Annotated in this window: 21 protein-coding genes; 17 read left to right on the top strand and 4 right to left on the bottom strand. The window is 52.0% G+C overall.

Going from position 1 to position 18,630, the window contains the following annotated elements; genetic code table 11:
• Window positions 1–215 precede the first annotated feature (215 nt).
• From fusA to moeB, 8 genes are all read left to right on the top strand, one after another.
• Window positions 216–2,297, top strand: coding sequence for an elongation factor G (fusA, locus tag QY332_17270; GenBank protein ID WKZ35364.1), 2,082 nt, complete (start codon window positions 216–218; stop codon window positions 2,295–2,297).
• A 109-nt stretch (window positions 2,298–2,406) separates the two neighbouring features.
• Window positions 2,407–2,685 (top strand): MoaD/ThiS family protein, encoded by a 279-nt coding sequence (locus tag QY332_17265; protein WKZ35363.1) that lies wholly within the window; start codon window positions 2,407–2,409, stop codon window positions 2,683–2,685.
• 246 nt (window positions 2,686–2,931) lie between these two features.
• Window positions 2,932–3,879, top strand: a complete 948-nt coding sequence (locus QY332_17260; protein WKZ35362.1) for a cysteine synthase family protein — start codon at window positions 2,932–2,934, stop codon at window positions 3,877–3,879.
• On the top strand, window positions 3,867–4,307 hold the full coding sequence (locus QY332_17255) for a M67 family metallopeptidase (protein ID WKZ35361.1): 441 nt from the start codon (window positions 3,867–3,869) through the stop codon (window positions 4,305–4,307). Before QY332_17260 ends, QY332_17255 begins: the two co-directional genes overlap by 13 nt.
• Before the next feature lie 122 nt (window positions 4,308–4,429).
• Window positions 4,430–4,924, top strand: a complete 495-nt coding sequence (locus QY332_17250) for a DUF4395 domain-containing protein (protein ID WKZ35360.1) — start codon at window positions 4,430–4,432, stop codon at window positions 4,922–4,924.
• Window positions 4,921–5,328 carry a thioredoxin family protein gene (locus QY332_17245; GenBank protein ID WKZ35359.1) on the top strand — a complete coding sequence of 136 codons (408 nt, stop codon included), beginning with the start codon at window positions 4,921–4,923 and terminating at the stop codon, window positions 5,326–5,328. The genes QY332_17250 and QY332_17245 overlap by 4 nt, the downstream gene beginning before the upstream one ends.
• Window positions 5,329–5,460: 132 nt before the next feature.
• Window positions 5,461–5,868 (top strand): MoaD/ThiS family protein, encoded by a 408-nt coding sequence (locus tag QY332_17240; protein ID WKZ35358.1) that lies wholly within the window; start codon window positions 5,461–5,463, stop codon window positions 5,866–5,868.
• Window positions 5,869–5,878: 10 nt separating this feature from the next.
• Window positions 5,879–7,033: a molybdopterin-synthase adenylyltransferase MoeB gene (moeB, locus tag QY332_17235; protein ID WKZ35357.1), complete on the top strand. Its 1,155-nt coding sequence runs from the start codon at window positions 5,879–5,881 to the stop codon at window positions 7,031–7,033.
• A 110-nt stretch (window positions 7,034–7,143) separates the two neighbouring features.
• Here moeB and QY332_17230 read toward each other — a convergent pair whose 3' ends face one another.
• From QY332_17230 to QY332_17220, 3 genes are read right to left on the bottom strand one after another with little or no spacing between them, the layout of a single operon-like run.
• Complete coding sequence (locus QY332_17230; GenBank protein ID WKZ35356.1) at window positions 7,144–7,545, bottom strand: type II toxin-antitoxin system VapC family toxin; 402 nt, start codon at window positions 7,543–7,545, stop codon at window positions 7,144–7,146.
• Entirely contained in the window at window positions 7,542–7,784 is a 243-nt protein-coding gene (locus tag QY332_17225) for an Arc family DNA-binding protein (GenBank protein WKZ35355.1), read from the bottom strand. The genes QY332_17230 and QY332_17225 overlap by 4 nt, the downstream gene beginning before the upstream one ends.
• Entirely contained in the window at window positions 7,766–7,918 is a 153-nt protein-coding gene (locus tag QY332_17220) for a hypothetical protein (GenBank protein WKZ35354.1), read from the bottom strand. The genes QY332_17225 and QY332_17220 overlap by 19 nt, the downstream gene beginning before the upstream one ends.
• Window positions 7,919–7,939: 21 nt before the next feature.
• Between QY332_17220 and QY332_17215 the strand changes: the two genes are divergently transcribed.
• The 9 genes from QY332_17215 to ltaE all read left to right on the top strand — a co-directional run bounded on the left by QY332_17215 (window position 7,940) and on the right by ltaE (window position 17,050).
• Window positions 7,940–9,502 carry an SUMF1/EgtB/PvdO family nonheme iron enzyme gene (locus QY332_17215; GenBank protein ID WKZ35353.1) on the top strand — a complete coding sequence of 521 codons (1,563 nt, stop codon included), beginning with the start codon at window positions 7,940–7,942 and terminating at the stop codon, window positions 9,500–9,502.
• 348 nt (window positions 9,503–9,850) lie between these two features.
• On the top strand, window positions 9,851–11,263 hold the full coding sequence (locus tag QY332_17210) for a pyridoxal-phosphate dependent enzyme (GenBank protein ID WKZ35352.1): 1,413 nt from the start codon (window positions 9,851–9,853) through the stop codon (window positions 11,261–11,263).
• A 132-nt stretch (window positions 11,264–11,395) separates the two neighbouring features.
• Entirely contained in the window at window positions 11,396–11,803 is a 408-nt protein-coding gene (locus QY332_17205; GenBank protein WKZ35351.1) for a DUF1761 domain-containing protein, read from the top strand.
• Window positions 11,804–11,853: 50 nt separating this feature from the next.
• Window positions 11,854–12,671 (top strand): IS5 family transposase gene (locus QY332_17200; GenBank protein WKZ35350.1). Its coding sequence is split into 2 segments (ribosomal slippage): window positions 11,854–12,235 and window positions 12,235–12,671, totalling 819 coding nucleotides; the frame shifts between segments, so codons are not numbered across the junction.
• A gap of 213 nt (window positions 12,672–12,884) precedes the next feature.
• Window positions 12,885–13,328, top strand: coding sequence for a GNAT family N-acetyltransferase (locus QY332_17195; GenBank protein WKZ35349.1), 444 nt, complete (start codon window positions 12,885–12,887; stop codon window positions 13,326–13,328).
• On the top strand, window positions 13,325–14,500 hold the full coding sequence (gene alr, locus QY332_17190) for an alanine racemase (protein WKZ35348.1): 1,176 nt from the start codon (window positions 13,325–13,327) through the stop codon (window positions 14,498–14,500). Before QY332_17195 ends, alr begins: the two co-directional genes overlap by 4 nt.
• A 54-nt stretch (window positions 14,501–14,554) precedes the next feature.
• Window positions 14,555–15,082, top strand: a complete 528-nt coding sequence (gene lspA, locus QY332_17185; protein ID WKZ35347.1) for a signal peptidase II — start codon at window positions 14,555–14,557, stop codon at window positions 15,080–15,082.
• A gap of 2 nt (window positions 15,083–15,084) precedes the next feature.
• The gene (locus QY332_17180) at window positions 15,085–16,011 is read left to right on the top strand and encodes an RluA family pseudouridine synthase (GenBank protein WKZ35346.1); all 927 of its coding nucleotides are present in this window, start codon (window positions 15,085–15,087) and stop codon (window positions 16,009–16,011) included.
• Complete coding sequence (ltaE, locus tag QY332_17175; GenBank protein ID WKZ35345.1) at window positions 16,004–17,050, top strand: low-specificity L-threonine aldolase; 1,047 nt, start codon at window positions 16,004–16,006, stop codon at window positions 17,048–17,050. Before QY332_17180 ends, ltaE begins: the two co-directional genes overlap by 8 nt.
• A 4-nt stretch (window positions 17,051–17,054) precedes the next feature.
• Here ltaE and QY332_17170 read toward each other — a convergent pair whose 3' ends face one another.
• Window positions 17,055–18,605, bottom strand: coding sequence for a diguanylate cyclase (locus QY332_17170; protein WKZ35344.1), 1,551 nt, complete (start codon window positions 18,603–18,605; stop codon window positions 17,055–17,057).
• Window positions 18,606–18,630 lie beyond the last annotated feature (25 nt).

Raw genomic sequence — 18,630 nt, 5'->3', positions numbered from 1 at the left:
CTCGGCATCCAGATGCTCCCGCCGCCTGCTGCCCGGCGCCCCGATCTTTCGACAGTGGTACGGGAAACCAGCATGCTTTCCGTTTGATGGTTCGTGGGGTGCTCGGTAAATGTCATGTTTTATCTGTGACGCTCCACACTTTGACAATTCATTTGAGTTCTTTTACAATCGTGCAACGCTTTGCATCCAACAACTTATAGGAAGGGCTTTTTTCGATGAAAGAGTATACCACCGAGTTTCTTCGCAACGTTGCGCTGGTTTCGCACGGGGGCGCAGGCAAAACGATGTTAGCGGAGGCATTTCTTCATGTAACCGGGGCAACGACCCGCCTGGGCAAGGTCGAGGACGGGACAACGGTCTCGGACTATGATGATGAGGAGCACCGTCGAAATATTTCCATCTATTCAAGCGTAATTCCCATAGAACACCGTGATCATAAGATCAACGTAATAGACGCGCCCGGTTACACCGATTTTGTCGGCGAGATGATTTCCGCCCTGAGTGTTTCCGATGGCGCGATATTTTTAGTAGATGCGGTCGCGGGCATCGAGGTCGGTACGGAAACCGCGTGGCGTCATGCGAATGAATTGAACCTGCCGCGTTTCATCGTGATCAACAAGATGGACCGCGAGAACGCCAGTTTTGAACAGGCCTATGCCGCGATAGAGGAATTTGTCCGCGCACACGGCAAACGGGCAATTAAAGTTCATTTGCCCATTGGCGAAAAGCAAAATTTCAAAGGTGTGGTGGATATTATAGGCATGAAGGCCTATCCCGGCGATGGAAAGACACTGGGAGAGGTCCCTGCCGAATTAAAGGATGAAGCGGAAAAAGCCCACTTTGCGCTTGTGGAAGCCGCGGCGGAGGGGGAGGACGAACTGATGGAAAAATACCTGGAGGTCGGTTCCCTCACAGACGAAGAGATGGTGCGCGGCCTGAAAGATGTCATCTTCGCTGGAGAATTTGTCCCGGTATTCTGCGCTGCCGGCGTACACGAGATCGGTGCCATCGCCCTGCTCAACGACATCATTGATCTGCTGCCTTCCCCCTTACATGCCTCCAAACGTATGGCGCAGGGCAAGGACGGCGAAGAGGAATTGAAACCATCCGATACGGAGCCGTTAGCCGCGTATGTGTGGAAGACCACTGCCGATCCGTTTGTCGGAAAGGTGACCTATTTCCGCGTGTTCTCCGGCAGCATTCAAGCCGATGCCCACGTGTGGAACCAGAATAAAAATGCGGATGAGCGCATGTCCGGTTTGCACTTTCAGCGCGGCAAGGAGGCGCTCCCCGTAAAACTGGTTCACGCCGGCGATATCGCGGCTGTATCCAAATTAAATGCCACCTCCACAGGCGATACTTTCTGTGAAAAGGGGCATCCGCTTACCATTGCGCCGCCGAAATTCCCCGCCGCGTTGTATCGTGTGGCGATCAGTCCCAAAACACAAGCCGATGCCGCGAAAATATCCCCAACCTTAACCCGCCTGTGTGAAGAGGATATGACCCTCAGCTGGCAGAACGACCCCATCACGCACGAGACGGTATTGCAGGGGATGGGTGACCAGCACATTGATGTGTCTCTCCATCGTGCACAGAACAAGTTTCAGGTGGGTTTGTCCATTCACGAGCCGAAAATCCCATATCGCGAAGGCATCACACGCAAGGCGAGCGGACAATATCGTCACAAAAAGCAATCAGGCGGTGCGGGTCAATTTGGTGAAGTGTATCTTCGCGTTGAACCCTACCATGAAGGCGACTTTGAATTTACGGATGAACTTGTGGGTATGAACCTGTCAAAGTCCTATTTGCCTCCCATTGAAAAGGCGATCAGGGCCACCATGGAACGCGGTGCGTTCGCAGGGTATCCCATGAATAACGTAAAGGTCATTGTGTATGACGGCAAGGAACATGAGGTGGATTCCAAACCCATGGCGTTTGAAATTGCGGGACGTGAAGCCTTTAAACTTGCCGTGCTGGAAGCCGGACCTGTTTTGTTCGAACCGATCATGAACGTCCGCGTGACCATCCCTGACACGAACATGGGCGATGTCATGAGCGATCTCAACACCCGCCGCGGACGCGTGCAAGGCACTGACTCTGAACATGGCAACACCGTCATTGTGGCACATGTGCCGATGGCGGAAATGCTGCGTTACACCACCCAGCTCCGCTCGATCACAGGCGGGCGCGGTTATTTCACGATGGAATTCGACCACTATGAAACCGTCCCCGCCCACATTGCAGGCCCCATCATTGAGGCGCACAGGAAGGAAATGGAAGCCAAAAAGGACGAGTAGGGAGTGTTAAGCAGAGTGATACAAAAAAGTTCCGAGGTTTGTTACCTCGGAACTTTTCTTCCATATTCTGAAAAAACATTCTTCAGTTACAGCCAACTTGCATTAAAATATGGCCGTGCCCATTGTCCGTTTTCCCGCCCTGATGAAATTCTATGTGGATGGCCAGAGCGAGCTTGAAGCCAGCGGAGCGACCGCTGCCGAACTGCTTGAAAACATCCTTGCGCGTTATCCTGCGCTCAAACCGCATTTAATTGATTCCAATGGAGAACTTCGCCGCCACTTCAACATTTTTGTCAACGGCGTCCACTTGCGCGACCTGAACGGGATGGATACGATATTGAAGAAGGATGACAGGATTATCCTCATGGCTTCCGCGGCGGGTGGGTAATTTTTATATTGACAAATTCGGTAAGATAGGTAAAATAGCGGACATCTAAATGGAAAATCATGAAAACACTTAACTATTGCTTGTGTCTGTTGCGGGGCTCGTAACCACCGCCTGAGACAGACCCCTCCGCAGTCAACGGAACCATCAGACGGTTGGACGACCCCCGCTTGCAAAATTTTGCAGCGTGTGGCGTTTGTTCGCCGTCTTTTTGTTTACCCGTTGACTGCTTTTGATTTAAGAGACCTTATGACATTACTGGACTTGAAACTGCTCGAAACAAATTCGATCCCTTTGGATGGACTCGCCTCCCACGTTGGCAATACGCCTTTGCTTCCGCTTCGCCGCGTGACCCGGGACCTGTCTCCACGTGTGAAAATATTCGCCAAGGCTGAATGGTTCAACCCCGGCGGTTCCGTCAAGGACAGGCCTGCGCTGAACATCATCCAGAATGCCATCCTCAGCGGGGCTTGGGGCAATGGCAAACGCCTGCTCGACTCTACATCAGGAAACATGGGTATTTCGTATGCCACCTTTGGAGCGGCGCTGGGGATCCCCGTTACGTTGGCTGTGCCGGCCAGCGCCAGTGCGGAGCGCATCTCCATTCTCAAAGCCTTGGGCGCGGAGGTGATTCTCACCGATCCGCTCGAAGGTTCGGACGGTGCCATCCTCAAGGCACGTGAACTGGCGGCACAAAGACCGGATTTGTACTGGTACGCAAACCAATACAACAACCCTGCAAACTGGCAGGCGCATTACCTCTCCACGGGACCTGAGATCCTTTGCCAGACCAACGAGCAGGTGACTCATTTCATTGCCGGGCTTGGCACGTCCGGAACGCTGATGGGCACGGGACGCTATCTGCGCGAGCAGCTGCCGCATGTGAAAATAATGGCCTTCCAACCGGATGCGCCCTTCCATGGACTGGAAGGGCTCAAGCACATGCCGAGCGCGATCAAGCCGGGCATTTATGATGAGTCCCTCGCGGGTACTCCGCTTGCGGTCAAGACCGAGGCGGCGCATGCGATGGTGATCCGCCTGGCGCGCGAGGAAGGTCTGTTCGTGGGAATCTCCTCCGCTGCGGCGATCGTCGCTGCGCTTCAGGCCGCGGGTGAACTGGAGGAGGGCCTGGTCGTGACCATTCTGCCCGACGCAGGTTACAAATATTTGAGCGATGGCGCGCTGTGGCAGAAATAATGTTGAAGGTGCCGCAGCAATTCATCGAGCGCATCACAGCGCATTTGGAGAGCGCCTATCCCGAAGAAGGCGCGGGCTTTCTGCTCGGTGTGGATGGCGAAGTGCGCGAAATTTTATCGTTGCCGAATGCGCGCGAGGACGAGGCGCGTCATAACCGCTATTTGATCACGCCCGAGGAGTATCTCAAAGCCGAATTGAAAGCAGACTTGCTCGGCCTGGGTTTGATCGGCGTTTTTCATTCGCATCCCGATTGTCCAAATGTGCCGTCGGAATTCGACCGCGAATGGGCGCAGCCGTTCTTCTCGTATCTCATCACGCGCGTGGATGCGGGCAGAGCGGTCAGCCATCGCTCGTGGGTGTTGACGGAAGACCGCTCGAAGTATGTAGAAGAGGAATTGAAGATTGTAAAGACGCCGGTGGTCGAGTAGGCGGCGTTCTTCCGCCATATCGAAACCACCAATTGATGGAGCGAATATTGTTAACTGGTGGCTTCGGTACGCCGCTCCGCGGCACTCAACCACCGGAAAGAAAATAAATCCAGGATTTTAATATGTCAACCCAAACCCTGCAAAAAGTGGATCACTCTGCATTCAAGACCAACCAGATTGTTATCATTGTACTCAACATTCTGGCGTTCATTTTTTACCAGCCCGTCCTTGCCGCCATTGTCGCGCTGGCAATGGGACTCGGCACGCTCCTCAAAAAACCCGGCTTCGGTTTTTTGTACACATCCCTGCTTAAGCCGCGCGGATGGATGAAGCCGGATGTGTTGGATGACAATCCCGAACCACATCGCTTTGCCCAATTTGTCGGCTTTCTTTTTATGACGGCGGGCTCGCTGGCGCTATTCCTTGGTTTCCCGCTTCCCGGCTGGACGCTGGTGTGGACCGTGGTCGCTCTTGCCGCGCTCAACGCCTTTGCCGGGTTCTGCGTCGGTTGCGCCATGTATTACTGGCTGGTGAGACTCAATGTTCCAGGCTTTGCCAAACAACCGCCCGCAGGGACGTTCCCCGGCATGAAACCGAAAGCGGGAGCGCCGGCATGAACACCGACATCCTGTTGCGTTTTGGGCTTGCGCTTGGTATCATATTTTCAGGCGTGGTCATTTACTGGTACTCGAACCAACGTTTGCTGGCGCGCGCGCGAGGCGGATTCCATGCCTTATTTGACGCGCAGCCCGATAGACCTACCATCGTCTATTTCACCACGCCGGACTGCGCCCCGTGCAAGACCGTCCAGCGCCCCGCATTGGAGGCGTTGACGGATCTGTTCGGTGAGCGGCTGCAAGTGATCGAGATTGATGCCGTCGAACGCCCCGACCTCGCGATGACCTGGGGTGTGATGAGCGTCCCGACCACATTCCTGCTTGATTCTCGCGGACAGGTGCGATATGTCAACAATGGCGTGGCTCGCGTCGAGAAGTTGATGGAGCAATTGCAGACTTTATAACCCGGTGGTTGAGACTTCGTCGAAACCACCAAGTAACGAAAAGTTTTAAATTTACAGGTGATTTCGATACGTGGCGCAAGGCGCCAGGTATCAACCGCCGAATATATAAAAAGAAAAATTAGGAGACCCTCTATGCCCGTTTTACGAATCCCAACCCCGTTGCGTGCCTACACGGGCGGACAATCCGAAGTACATGTGAGCGGCGCAAACATCGCCGAAGCGCTCGCCGACCTGTCAAGTCAATACCCGGCCATCAAACCGCACCTTTTCAATGAAAGCGGCGACCTGAGGCCCTTCGTCAACCTGTTCGTGGGCGAGAGGAACATCCGTGATCTGCAGGGGATGGATACGCCTGTCCACGAGGGCGACAGGGTGATGTTGATCCCGTCCATTGCCGGAGGCGCTATGTCATTGCGAGGTCGGCGGGTTTCGATACGGTCTTCGACCTACTCAACCATCGCCGACCGAAGCATTCTCCTTATGGATGTTGAGATTGCTTCGTCGCTCACGTTGTTCGCTCCTCGCAACGACATGAAATAAAGAGGTAACCATGCTTCCCGAATTAAACCACGAAGAGATCCTGCGTTACTCGCGCCACCTGCTCATCCCCGAAGTGGGCTTGGAGGGTCAGCGCAAACTGAAGAATTCGTCCGCGTTGGTCGTGGGGACTGGCGGGTTGGGCTCGCCTGTTTCCCTGTATCTGGCTGCGGCGGGGGTGGGACGCATCGGCTTGGTGGACTATGACGTTGTCGATTCGTCCAATCTCCAGCGTCAGGTCATTCACGGCACGTCCAGCGTCGGCAAGTTGAAAGTGGAAAGCGCCAGAGCCAAACTGCTGGATCTGAATCCAGACATTCAAATCGACGTGTACAACGAACCGTACACCTCCGAAAATGCACTGCGCATCGCGCGGGACTATGACATCATCCTCGACGGCACGGATAATTTCCCCACCCGCTACCTGACCAACGATGTGGCGGTCTTCCTCGGCAAGCCGAACGTGTACGCTTCCATCTTCCGTTTTGACGGGCAGGTGAGCGTGTTCTACGCCAAGGAGGGACCGTGCTATCGCTGTCTCTTCCCCGAACCGCCCCCGCCAGGCCTCGTCCCTTCGTGTGCGGAAGGCGGCGTGCTGGGCGTCCTGCCCGGCACGATCGGCACATTGCAAGCCACCGAGGCGTTGAAGGTTTTGCTTGGCATCGGCGATCCGTTGATCGGCAAACTCCTGCTCTACAACGCGCTGGATATGTCCTTCGATTTCGTCACGCTGAAGAAGAATCCCAAATGCCGCGTGTGCGGACCGAACGCCGACATCAAGGAATTGATCGACTACGAGGAATTCTGCGGCGTGCCCGGTCACGACCACGGCGAGGAGGGTTCGGCCGGCGAAGGCTTGGACATCTCCGCCCCCGAACTTGCCGAGCGCGTGAAGACCAATCACTTAAAGCTGCTGGATGTGCGTGAACCGCACGAGCTGGAGATCTCCGCCCTGCCGAATGCGGTCAACATTCCATTAGGTCAACTGGCGGCGCGTCTTGCCGAGTTGAACTCTGCCGATGACATGGTGGTCTTCTGCAAAGGCGGCACCCGCTCCGCGCGCGCGTTGGAACTGCTTGCCAGCGCGGGATTCAAGAAAGTGAAGAACCTCAAAGGCGGCATTAATTCCTGGGCGAAGGAAGTGGATACGAGTCTGCCGGTCTATTAACCATGTCATTGCGAGCCCGGGTGAAACGAGCGGCGAAGCAATCTCCTCGTTTGATGAAAGAAGAAAGAGGAAAGAAGACCCTCCCGCGAATGTTCGGCGGGAGGGTTTGGTTATTTTATGAATTCTTCGAGCAATATGGCTGTGTCTGGAAAATTTCTTACGATCTGTTTGTCTGCCGTGACCAGCTTACAGCCAATTTCCCGAGCGAGCGCCACGAACTCACAATCGTAGGATGAAGAAGCGCTTTGGGATGCCAGTGTAAGCACAAGTGCATTCGTCGGGGCTAATTCTCTGTTTTGCATGGTGTTCAGCCCGTTTTCAAGGAGTCGTATCGCTTCTTCCAGGTCGATCACCTTGTGCTTTATGTAACTTGTCAGGACGTTTCGGTATTCGCTTTGCCATAATGGAGGCGCAACCCAGTGCGAGTCTTTTTCTAAAACTTGCAGGGCAAGCGGAGTTGATTCTCCTGCGATATGCAGGTAGGCGATGATATTGGTATCAACGACGATCATTCGCGGCCTTCATTTTTCCATTTGGTCAACTCTTCGTTCGTAATTACATAATGCGCGGTCAGTTCACGCAGTTTTCTGGTGCGCTCCAGCGTGGCTTTGACATCAATAGGCGGTATGGACAGCGCGTGTTCAAGGATAGAAATCACTTCACCATTGATACTACGGTGATTATTTTTTGCTTGGATTTTGATGCGCTCATAAATTTCTGGCGGCACATTTTTTATTGTGAGCGTGACCATATTTCACCTGCTTCCATTTTGGAACCATTATGCAACCATTGATTTATTTTGTCAAGCCTTGCTTTTAATATTTGCCTTATCTCTTCACATACTTTATAGTTTTCAGATTGGGATGTAAATTCTTCTGTTTTCATCCTTCCTAATTCATCCTTTCAATGACCAGACCACTTCGTGTTTTTCTCTGCCACGCTTCACAGGACAAACCCTCTGTTTGGAAACTGCACCGTTACCTCAAACTACACGGTGTGCAACCATGGCTTGATCAGGCGGATCTCTTGCCCGGCGAAGATTGGGAAGTTGAAATTCCCAAAGCATTATATGCTTCAGACGTAATTTTGGTTTGCCTTTCTAAAAATTCGGTCAACAAAGAGGGATATGTTCAAAAAGAAATCGCCTTTGCCTTAGATAAAGCGCTTGAAAAACCCGAAGGCACAATTTTCATTATCCCCGTCAAGTTGGAGGATTGCGAACTTCCAAAAAGATTATCTCGCTATCAAGCCGTGGATTTATTCCGCACAGATGGACGTAAACGTTTGTTAATGGGCTTGAATAAACGCGTAAATGATTTAGGCGGGGAAGTTGTGCCTTTGAAAATTGATGATATAAAGCAAAGAACACCAAAGCCTATAAAGGCTGAAATAGAGCAAGAAAGGAACTTGACTTCTATTTCTCACGGTGAGAATAAAATTGAAGAGAAAAAAGAAGTCGCGAAGCCTTTTACAAGAGTTCTTAATCCTGCTTTACTTAATTCACAAAAGCTAAAACAAATAAAAGAAGATAAGCAAAGTAATATCTTCCCTCGAATTTTTTTAGGGGCAGTTATATTTCTTGGTTTGCTTACTATTTTTATGGCGGGAAACTTAATTTTCGAGAACTTTTTATTAGCACAAACATCTACCCCGACAACTCCAAGTGTTACTCCCAAGCCTCTAACCTTAACCATGACTGCTACAAAATCACCAGCTATTTCTACTACGACCAGACTTGATATTGGCTCTACAACACTTGGTAATGATGGGATGTTGCTGATGTATATACCTGCTGGTGAATTTACAATGGGAAGCAATAATAGCGAACCTGACGAACATCCAGCTCATCAAGTGAATTTAGATGCTTACTGGATAGATCAAACAGAAGTGACCAATGAAATGTATGCTAAGTGTGTTCAGGCAACTAGATGCCCTTCTCTTTATACAACGCGATTTTATAATCCAATTTATATAGATCACCCAGTTGTTGATATTACTTGGTACGTTGCTAATAGCTACTGCTTATGGGCTGAGCGAAGACTTCCAACTGAAGCAGAATGGGAAAAAGCAGCGCGTGGCACTGATGGGCGAATCTATCCTTGGGGTGATGAAACTCCAATCTCAGATTTTCTAAATTTTAATTCAAATGATTCGATGAAAGTGGGCAGCTATCATAATGGTCAGAGTGTTTATGGTGTATTTGATATAGCTGGTAATGTTTGGGAATGGGTTGCTGATTGGTATGATAGTTCGTATTATTCAATTTCACCTAAATCAAACCCTATGCAAAACCAAAGGGTATATTTACCTAGCGGTGATGGAGGATGGGTTAAGGTAATACGAGGAGGCTCATGGCAGAGCAACCGCACTGATCTTAGTGGAATTCCCTCTTCTGATCGTGGCAAGAAAAACCCTGATGGCTCAAATTATCTTATTGGTTTCCGTTGTGCAATGGACGCTGACCAATAAAACAAAACTCCCGCCAAAATGACGGGAGTTTTACTATTCACTATCAACTATTTGCTATTCCCTCATCAAGACAAAATCACCTGACCACAATACTCGCATTTATCCATACCGAGTTCCAATGTGCGCCACAGTTGGGGCAATTGAATTTTTCGGCTTTGATATTGTAACCTGCGGTTTTGAAGGCGGCTTCGTTATCTGCTAAATCTCCGCGCAGGCGTTTCAGGCGCGCGAGGTATGAGTCAACAATCCTCTCGTACAGGAGATGGGAGTATGAGACCTCCGAGTTCTTCAAGAACTCGGAGGTCGTACTTAAAAGGCGGTAAAATATCCCCCAACCAAGGAGAGAGAATGGTCGGATTACCCGAATCAAAAGAGAGAAGGGTCTTCAATAACGTGCTTGGCGCGATGGGAAACACGCCGCTGGTCAAGCTGGAGCGCATCGGCAAGGACCTGCCCGTCCCGCTGTACGCCAAACTGGAGTTCATGAACCCCGGCGGTTCGGTCAAGGACCGGGTCGGGGCGAACATCGTCGAGCAGGCCGAGAAGCGCGGCGAGATTCAACCCGGCGGAACCATCGTCGAGGCGACCTCCGGCAACACGGGCGTCGGTCTCGCCATCGCGGCCGCCCTGAAGGGCTACAAGACCATCTTCGTCATGCCGGACAAGATGAGCAATGAAAAGATTCTTTTATTGCGCGCTTATGGCGCGAAGGTGGTCATCACTCCCACGGCTGTCGGCCCCGACGATCCGCGCTCGTATTATGAGGTGGCAAAGAAGTTTGCGCGTGAAACCCCCAACGCCATTTTGGCAAACCAGTATCACAATCCCGACAACCCAAAAACCCATGAGCTGAGCACCGGCCCGGAACTGTGGGAGCAGACCGAGGGAAAGTTGACCGATGTCATCATCGGCATCGGCACGGGCGGGACCATCACCGGCGTGGGGCGTTATCTCAAAGCGAAGAACCCGAAGATCACCATCGTCGGTGTGGACATCGAAGGCTCGATCCTGACCGAGATCTGGCAGAACAAAGGCGTCATCCCTGCGGGCGCATATCCCAAGACCTATAAAGTGGAGGGCATCGGTGAGGACTTTTTACCGTCCACGATGGACATCAAGTATGTGGATGCCATCGAGCGCGCGGGCGACCGCGAGTCATTTTTGTGGGCGCGTCAATTGGTGCGGCAGGAGGGCATTTTCGCGGGCGGTTCGTCCGGGTCCGCGATCGCGGGCGCGCTCAAGTATTGCCGCAAACTTCCCGCGGGACGCATCCCTGTCGTCATCCTGCCCGATTCGGGCTCGCGCTATCTCTCCAAATTCTATGACGACAAGTGGATGCGCGAGTTCGGTTTCCTCTCGATGGAATTCGGCGAAACGGCTCTGGGCGACCTGTTGCTTGCCAAGCCGAACAAGCAGTTGATCACCGCCAAACTGGGCGACTCGCTCCGCAAGGTGGTGTCCGTCATGCACCAGCATGCGGTCTCGCAGATGCCCGTCGTCGGAGAGGACGGTTCGCTCGTCGGTCTCATCGAAGAGGTGGACCTGCTCAATCACATGCTCGAAGAGCACGATCACAGCCACGATGAGAAGATCGACTCGCTCGTACAGAATGCGGGAGCGGTCTTCCCGCCCGAAACATCCCTGGACGAAGCCATGCCGTCCCTCACCGCGGGGCTTGCTCTCATTGTGGTGGAACACAGCAAACCCATCGGCATCCTGACCAAGATAGACGTTTTGGATTATCTAGCAGGGAAGATATAAGTCAAAACCCAGCCCTGCCAATTGGCGGGGCTTTAAGAAAATATACCCTGGAACCATTGATTAGAACAAATTTTCTGTTATAATCCTGAAAAGATCGGCATGCGCCGATCAAACTTGGAAATGGAGGTTGAGATGGATTTTAGTTCTGTTAACTGGCTGGCTGTCGTTGTCTGTGTTGTCGTAAGCATGGTCAGTGGGGCTGTCTGGTATAGCCCAAAGGTCTTTTTCGATATCTGGTGGAAAACTGTGGGCAAGACTGAGAAGCCCGGCATGGAAAACATGGGTATGACATGGGCTCTGACCCTGCTTTCCTCGTTTGTGCAGGCGGTCGCTTTGGCGATCATGATCAACTTCATGGGCGGCACGGACGCGGCTTCAGGTGCGAGGATCGGCTTCATGCTCTGGCTTGGTTTCATTGCACCCACATATCTTGTCAATAAATTGTTCGCGGGTCACGGCTTGAAGATCTGGGCGATCGAGATCGGCAACCATCTTGTCAACTTCCTGCTCTTCGGTGCCATTTTGGGCGCATGGCATTAAGAGACGGTTTCTTAAATAGACCTCTTGCATAAGTGTGCCATAATAGGCACATGAACTATAAGACAATCGCACATCTCAAAGGTAGTGACTTCAAACGGCTAACTGGCGTCCCGCGCGAAACCTTCGAGCAGATGCTCACAGTCATTGAGAAAGGGCTGCGAGACTTCGGGAGACCGCCAAAACTGAGCCGAGCCGATCAGTTGTTGATGACCTTGATGTACTGGCGAGAATATCGCACAGAATTTCATATTGCGCAATCCTATGGTGTCAGTGAAGCAACCGTTTGCCGCACCATTCGCAAGGTAGAGGAGGCCTTAGTCCGTTCAAAAAAGTTTCGTTTGCCTGGCAAAAAGGCACTCCAAGCCAGTGACACGGTGTTCGAGGTAGTGCTGGTTGATGTCAGCGAACAGCCAGTGGAACGTCCAAAAAAAGCCAAAAACGGCATTACAGTGGCAAAAAGAAGCGTCACACCCAAAAAGCGCAGGTGATGGCTGATCGAAAAAGTACCCAAATCATAACCACCGCCTTTAGTCATGGAAGCAAACACGACTTCCAACTGTTCAAAGACGATGCCTGTGAGTTCTCTGAACATCTGCGTATTCTGGCAGATGCGGGCTATCAAGGATTGATGGAGTTTCATCAGAACAGTCAAACACCCTTCAAGAAATCCAAATACCATGCTCTGACGAAACGAGAGAAACAGAGCAATCGAAGCTTGGCACGGAAACGGATTGTGATTGAGCATATATTCCGTAAGTTGAAAGTGTTTCGCATTTTGAGCGAGAGGTATCGCAATCGTAGAAAGAGATTTGCTTTGCGCTTCAACCTGATTGCTGCTATTTACAACCTTGAACTCAACTCAATTTGACTTTTGCAAGAGGTCTAATGCTTTTTTACCACAGAGACCACAAAGAACACGGAGAAAAATCTCTTAAAACCTCTGTGCGCCCCGTGTCCTCTGTGGTGAAATCTTTTGATTTTTGACTTAAGAAACGCTCTTTAATGCCCTCTTCATGGAGGGTATTTACAAGTAAAATAAGCGGACGGTGAAAGCCGTCCGCTTATTTTTTTCAGGAGAGCAATGATCCGTCCGTATCGTGATGATGATTTTGAGATTGTTACCGCACTTTGGTTCGACGCCATGCATGCTGCCATGCCGAAAATGATGAAGCGCATGGGGTTTGAATTGGAAGGCGCACGCGAATATTTTCGCAATGCTGTGATTCCCGAAAACCAGTTATGGGTGTACGAACTGGACCACATGCCCGTTGCGTTTCTCGGCATGCAGGATGATTTTATCGACCGTTTATATGTTGACCCCAAATATCATCGGCGCGGGATTGGCCTGGCACTCCTCGATCATGCGCGAATATATTCCCCAGATCATCTTTGGCTGTATACGCATGTGGCCAACAGGATGGCGCGTGCCTTCTTCGAAAAGAACGGCTTTGTCGCCGAAAAATTCGGATCCAGCCCTGCACCCGAATCCGAACCCGATGTTGAATATCACTGGCGAAACGCATGAGACCCACCCATCTTGAAGTCGATCTTCATCGCTTAAAACAAAATCTCGAAACCATCCGCGCCCATGTTGCGCCTGCACAGGTCATGCCGATGGTCAAGGCCAATGCCTACGGTCACGGAATGGATGGCGTCGCGCCGTTCATCGAACCGTATGTGGATTATCTCGGCGTTGCGCTTGTGGAGGAGGGAATTCACCTTCGCAACCTTGGGATTAAGAAACCGATCCTCGTTGCAGGCGGGACATTGATCGAGCAGCTGCCCTTGTTCCTCGAACACGACCTGATCCTGACCGCCTCTTCCGTGGACCTGTTGCTGGCCGCTGAACAATTGGCAGAGTCAACCCACAAGCGGCTCAAAGTCCACTTGAAGATCGACACAGGCATGGAGCGGGTGGGCGTCCATGAATATGAAGCGGAGGACTTCCTCCAGAAATCAGCCGCGTGCAGCCACTTGGAGGTGGAGGGGATTTATACTCATTTGGCAAATTCTGAAGTCATGTCGTTGCGAGGACAAAATCCGAAGCAACCTTCTGCCAAGGAGGAGATTGCTTCGACGGAGGCAGGCCGCCTCGCAAGGACTTCCTCCAAACTTCAACTGGAACGCTTTCAGGAAGTCCTCCGTTTTTACGAAAAGAACAGCCTGCCGGCCCCCATGCGCCACGTCTGCAATTCGGGAGGGATTTTGAACCTGCCCGAGGCGCATTTGGACTTGGTACGGCCCGGCGTGTTGTTTTATGGTATTTACCCCGCGCGGAATATTGAAAGAAAGATCGATGTGAAACCTGTGCTTGCCTGGAAGTCGAAAGTGGCATTTAGCAAGGTCAGCCAGCCGGGGCGGAGCGTCAGCTATGGGTCGTTGTGGCAGGTGGAGGGGAGTCCGAAGCGCATCCTCACCATCCCGTGCGGCTACGCGGATGGGTACTTCCGCCGCATGACGAATCAGGCACGGGTCATCATCAATGGAAAGGAATATCCACAAGTGGGTCGAATCTGCATGGACCAGTTCATGGTCAATGGTGGCGATAATGATGTGAAGGTGGGGGACGAGGTGGTATTGTTGGGCGGCGGAATTACCGTGGAGGATCTCGCAGATTGGACAGGCACGAATGAATATGAAGTGATGACGAACATCAGCACACGTGTGCCAAGGGTATATCTGGGTGCGGTACAATAGGCACACTATTTGAAGTTGAGGTGAGAGTTGAATTCCAGAGTTAAAGAATATTTAATGTTGTTTAGTGCGGCAGGTGTGTTGGTCGCGCTGGATCAATGGACGAAGTGGCTGGTACGTGAGAACATCGGGTTTGGCGGACAGTGGCTCCCTGACTCATTGGCGTGGCTCAGTCCGTATGCACGGATCGTGCATTGGTATAACAGCGGCGCGGCATTTGGCATGTTCCAGAATGGAAACATGGTTTTCACCGTGCTTGCCTTTATTGTGATCGCCGCGATCATTTATTATTATCCGCATGTGGAAAATGAAGACTGGACGTTGAAGCTGGCGATGGGCCTGCAGCTTGCAGGCGCATCTGGAAATTTAATAGACCGTCTGATGATGGGCAAGGTCACTGACTTTATCTCGGTCGGCGTTTTCCCGGTCTTCAATATCGCCGATGCAAGTATTACCGTCGGCGTGATCATTCTGTTGTTTGGCGTGTGGCTGAAGGAAAGAAAAGAAAAAAAGAGCATGGCTGAAAAAACCTCCGGCGAAGCGGGTTTGGAAAATAAAGACCGTTATTCCGTGAGCAGCGAGTAAATGTGAGCGAGCGGCTTGAAAAGCTTGTATTCGATGGGGAAAAGGCGGAACGTCTCGATAAATTTCTTGTAACGCGTTTGCCTGAATTTTCCCGCGCGCGGTTGCAGGGATTGATTGCGGATGGCTTTGTTCTTATTAACGGGGCAGCCGCAAGGAAATCCGGTCAAACGCTCGAGGCAGGCGCAGAGGTGGAGGTGCGCGTCCCTCCGCCAGTAGCGGGGGTGTTGACGGGCGAGGATATTCCGCTGGACATTATTTTCGAGAACGACGACCTGATCGTGGTCAACAAGCCTGCGGGGATGGTGGTGCATCCAGCGGCGGGCCATGCTTCCGGCACATTGGTCAATGCCGTGTTGGGCTATGACCCGCATATGGAAGGCATCGGCGGCGAGGAACGCCCCGGGCTTGTGCATCGGCTCGATAAGGAAACATCGGGTTTGATCGTGCTTGCCAAAAACGAACGCGCGCACAACTGGCTGCAGGACCAATTCCGTTCGCGGACGGTTGAGAAGACCTATCTTGCATTGGTGGATGGAAAGCCGCCCACCCCAGCCGGACGCGTGGAAGCAGCCATTGGGCGTGACCCAAAACAACGCAAGAAGATGACGGTCCTTCCGCCGGGCAAGGGGCGCGAAGCGGTCAGTGAATATAAAACGCTTGAATCCTTCAAGGAGCATACCCTTTTGGAGTTCCATCCGTTGACGGGGCGTACGCATCAGATCAGATTGCATTGTGCGTTTTTGGGCTGCCCGATTGTGGGTGATTCGGTGTATGGAAAACGATCTGTCACCGCGACGATCGAACGGCATTTCCTGCATGCGTATCGCTTGAAGATCCTTTTGCCGAACGAAAAACAACCACGCACATTTGAAGCAGGTTTGCCGGACGAATTAAAGAATGTGCTGGAGGAGGTGAAACGATATGAATGAAATGGATTATGTGGACCTTCGTTCCGATACTGTCACGAAGCCCACGCCTGAAATGCGCGAGGCCATGGCGGAGGCGGAGGTGGGGGATGATGTCTATATGGATGATCCCACGGTAAATAAACTTCAAGAGCAGGCTGCCGCAATGCTCGGCAAGCAGGATTCGCTTTTTGTCCCATCCGGCACGATGGGTAATTTACTTGCACTGCTTGTCCATTGCCAGCGCGGGGACGAGGTGATCGTTGGGGAGAAATCCCATGTGTATATGAACGAAGCGGGCGGGATGTCTGCATTGGGCGGGATCCATCCGCGCCCGCTGATGAATCAACGCGATGGCACGCTTCTGCTCGAGGACATCCGCGCCTCCATCCAGACCGAGGATGTGCATCACACCATTACGCGGCTCATTTGCCTCGAGAACACACAGAATGTTTGCGGCGGCATCCCGTTGACCGCCGAGTACACAGCGCTGGTCGGGGAGCTTGCGAAGGAGAATGGACTGTCTCTTCACATTGACGGCGCGCGCATCTTCAATGCGGCGGCGGCACTGGGCGAGGATGTGAAGAAGTTGGTCGCGCCTGCGGATTCGGTCATGTTCTGTTTGAGCAAGGGACTGGTCGCGCCAGTCGGTTCGATGCTGGTTGGGACGAGGAAGTTCATTGTTCGGGCGCGTCATTTGAGGAAGATGCTGGGCGGTGGGATGCGTCAGGCGGGCGTGCTGGCGGCGGCCGGCATGATCTCATTGGAGAAAATGACGAGGCGGCTTGGGCAGGACCATGCACGGGCGAAGAATCTATACGAAGGGCTGAAGCAGGTCACGGGATTAAAACTGGATGCGGCTGCGGGTTCATCCAATATGGTTTATTTTGATCTCGCGCATCACGTTACGTTGACCGAGATTCAAATCGTCGAAAAAGTGAAGAAGTATGGCGTGCTGGTGGACTGGTCCGGTCCGCGCCGTTTCCGTCTGGTCACACATTATTGGGTGGATGATGCCGGGGTGGAGAAAACGATAGAGGCGTTTGCCGCAGTGTTGCGATAAACCATTAATTCGATTTTATGTTTTCGTGAGACGCGGGCGCGGGTTCGATCTGATTGCGCCCGCGTTCTTTTGCGATATATAGGCGGCTGTCGGCAAGGTCAATGAGTTTTGTTATGTCGCTGGTTTCAGTGGGGTACACGGCAATGCCCATGCTGACGGTGGGGCTTGGAGCATCGGCAAGTTTGTTGGTCTTCACTTTGATGGATGCCAGTGTTTCACGAATGCGCTCCGCCACTTGAAGGGCTTGTTCCCCGTCGGAGTTTGGAAGTGAGATGGCGAATTCCTCCCCGCCCCAGCGTCCGACGGCATCCGTCTGTTTAATATGACTGCGAATGGTAGTACAGAGGTTGATCAGCATTTCATCTCCGACGAGATGTCCATGGATGTCGTTATACTGTTTGAAGTAATCAATATCCAGCATGATCAAACTGAGAGGCTGGGCCTGTGCCCGGCAGTCTTCGGCTTGTTCCCTCAGTCTTTGAATAAAGTAGCCGTGGTTGTAAACGCGGGTAAGGCTGTCCAACCGTGCCTGTTCCTCCACAAGTGCGTGGCGATACGTGTTGTCGAGGGCGAGCGTGGCGCGCTGGGCAATGTTGGAAAGCAGTTCATGGTCGCTTCTGTTAAATGCGTTGGGGCGGTAGGATGCGATGGCCATGACGCCGTTTACATGTGAGCCTTTCATGGGCACCCCCATCCAGGAGAGGGACCCTTTTGGTTTACCCAGGAGTACGAAATTTACGCCCTCCAGTTTTACGGTGGTGCGCAAATCAGGCAGGAAAAGTGGTTTTTGGTTCTTGATGACCCAGCTCGATAGCGTCCCTTCCATCTTGACACGGACATCGCTGAAATATTCCCCATCGTCGTAGAAGAGCTCCATATGCAATTCATCGCCTTTTTGAATGCCGATGTAGTAGGTATCTGCATCCAGTGCATTTTGGAACGCCGCATTGAGCAGCGAAAGGAGTTGTTTTGTTTCGATTGTTGAAACGATATTTTCGCTGATTCTGTTAATGACCTCGAGGCGGTTCATCTGATTTTGCGAAAGTTTTTTGAGTTGTTGAATGGTTTCGGCTGTGATGATGGTGGCAACGACCAGTCCGCCGTGTATCACCAGTTCATTCAAGGGCATGGCCGCTTCGATAAGATGGGCGACATGGAACGCGGTGATCGTCATGATCAATAAATAGGCGGGTCCGCGCCTCGAAATGACGGATATGGACAGGACCGCTATAAATACCAGGGTATATATCAGGTAGTGAAGTTCTTGCGGGATTAAGTACGTGAGCACGCCCAATCCGAGGCCGACAATCGCGGCATTTATCCAGGCATGCAATGTTTTGTTGGGGGAAATGGTATAGAGCCAGTAGTAGCACGCAAGATAAACACATCCGACAATGGCGTATCCAATCAGTATGACAGAATCTGCAGCAGGGTATAACAGGATGGTTGTGATAACTGTCAGGGACAGGGTGCTCATGCCTGCCAGCAAGGCAGGCATGAGCGATACCAGGTTTTCCTGCGGGTCGTGGCCAAATCTATTCGATTTTTTGCTCATGGATTATGCTGCAAAGGAATTTCCC

The organism is Anaerolineales bacterium (assembly GCA_030583885.1).
GTDB lineage: Bacteria > Chloroflexota > Anaerolineae > Anaerolineales > Villigracilaceae > Villigracilis.
The sequence above is the reverse complement of the archived record's forward strand: the minus strand, read 5'-3'. Positions and strand labels throughout refer to the sequence as shown.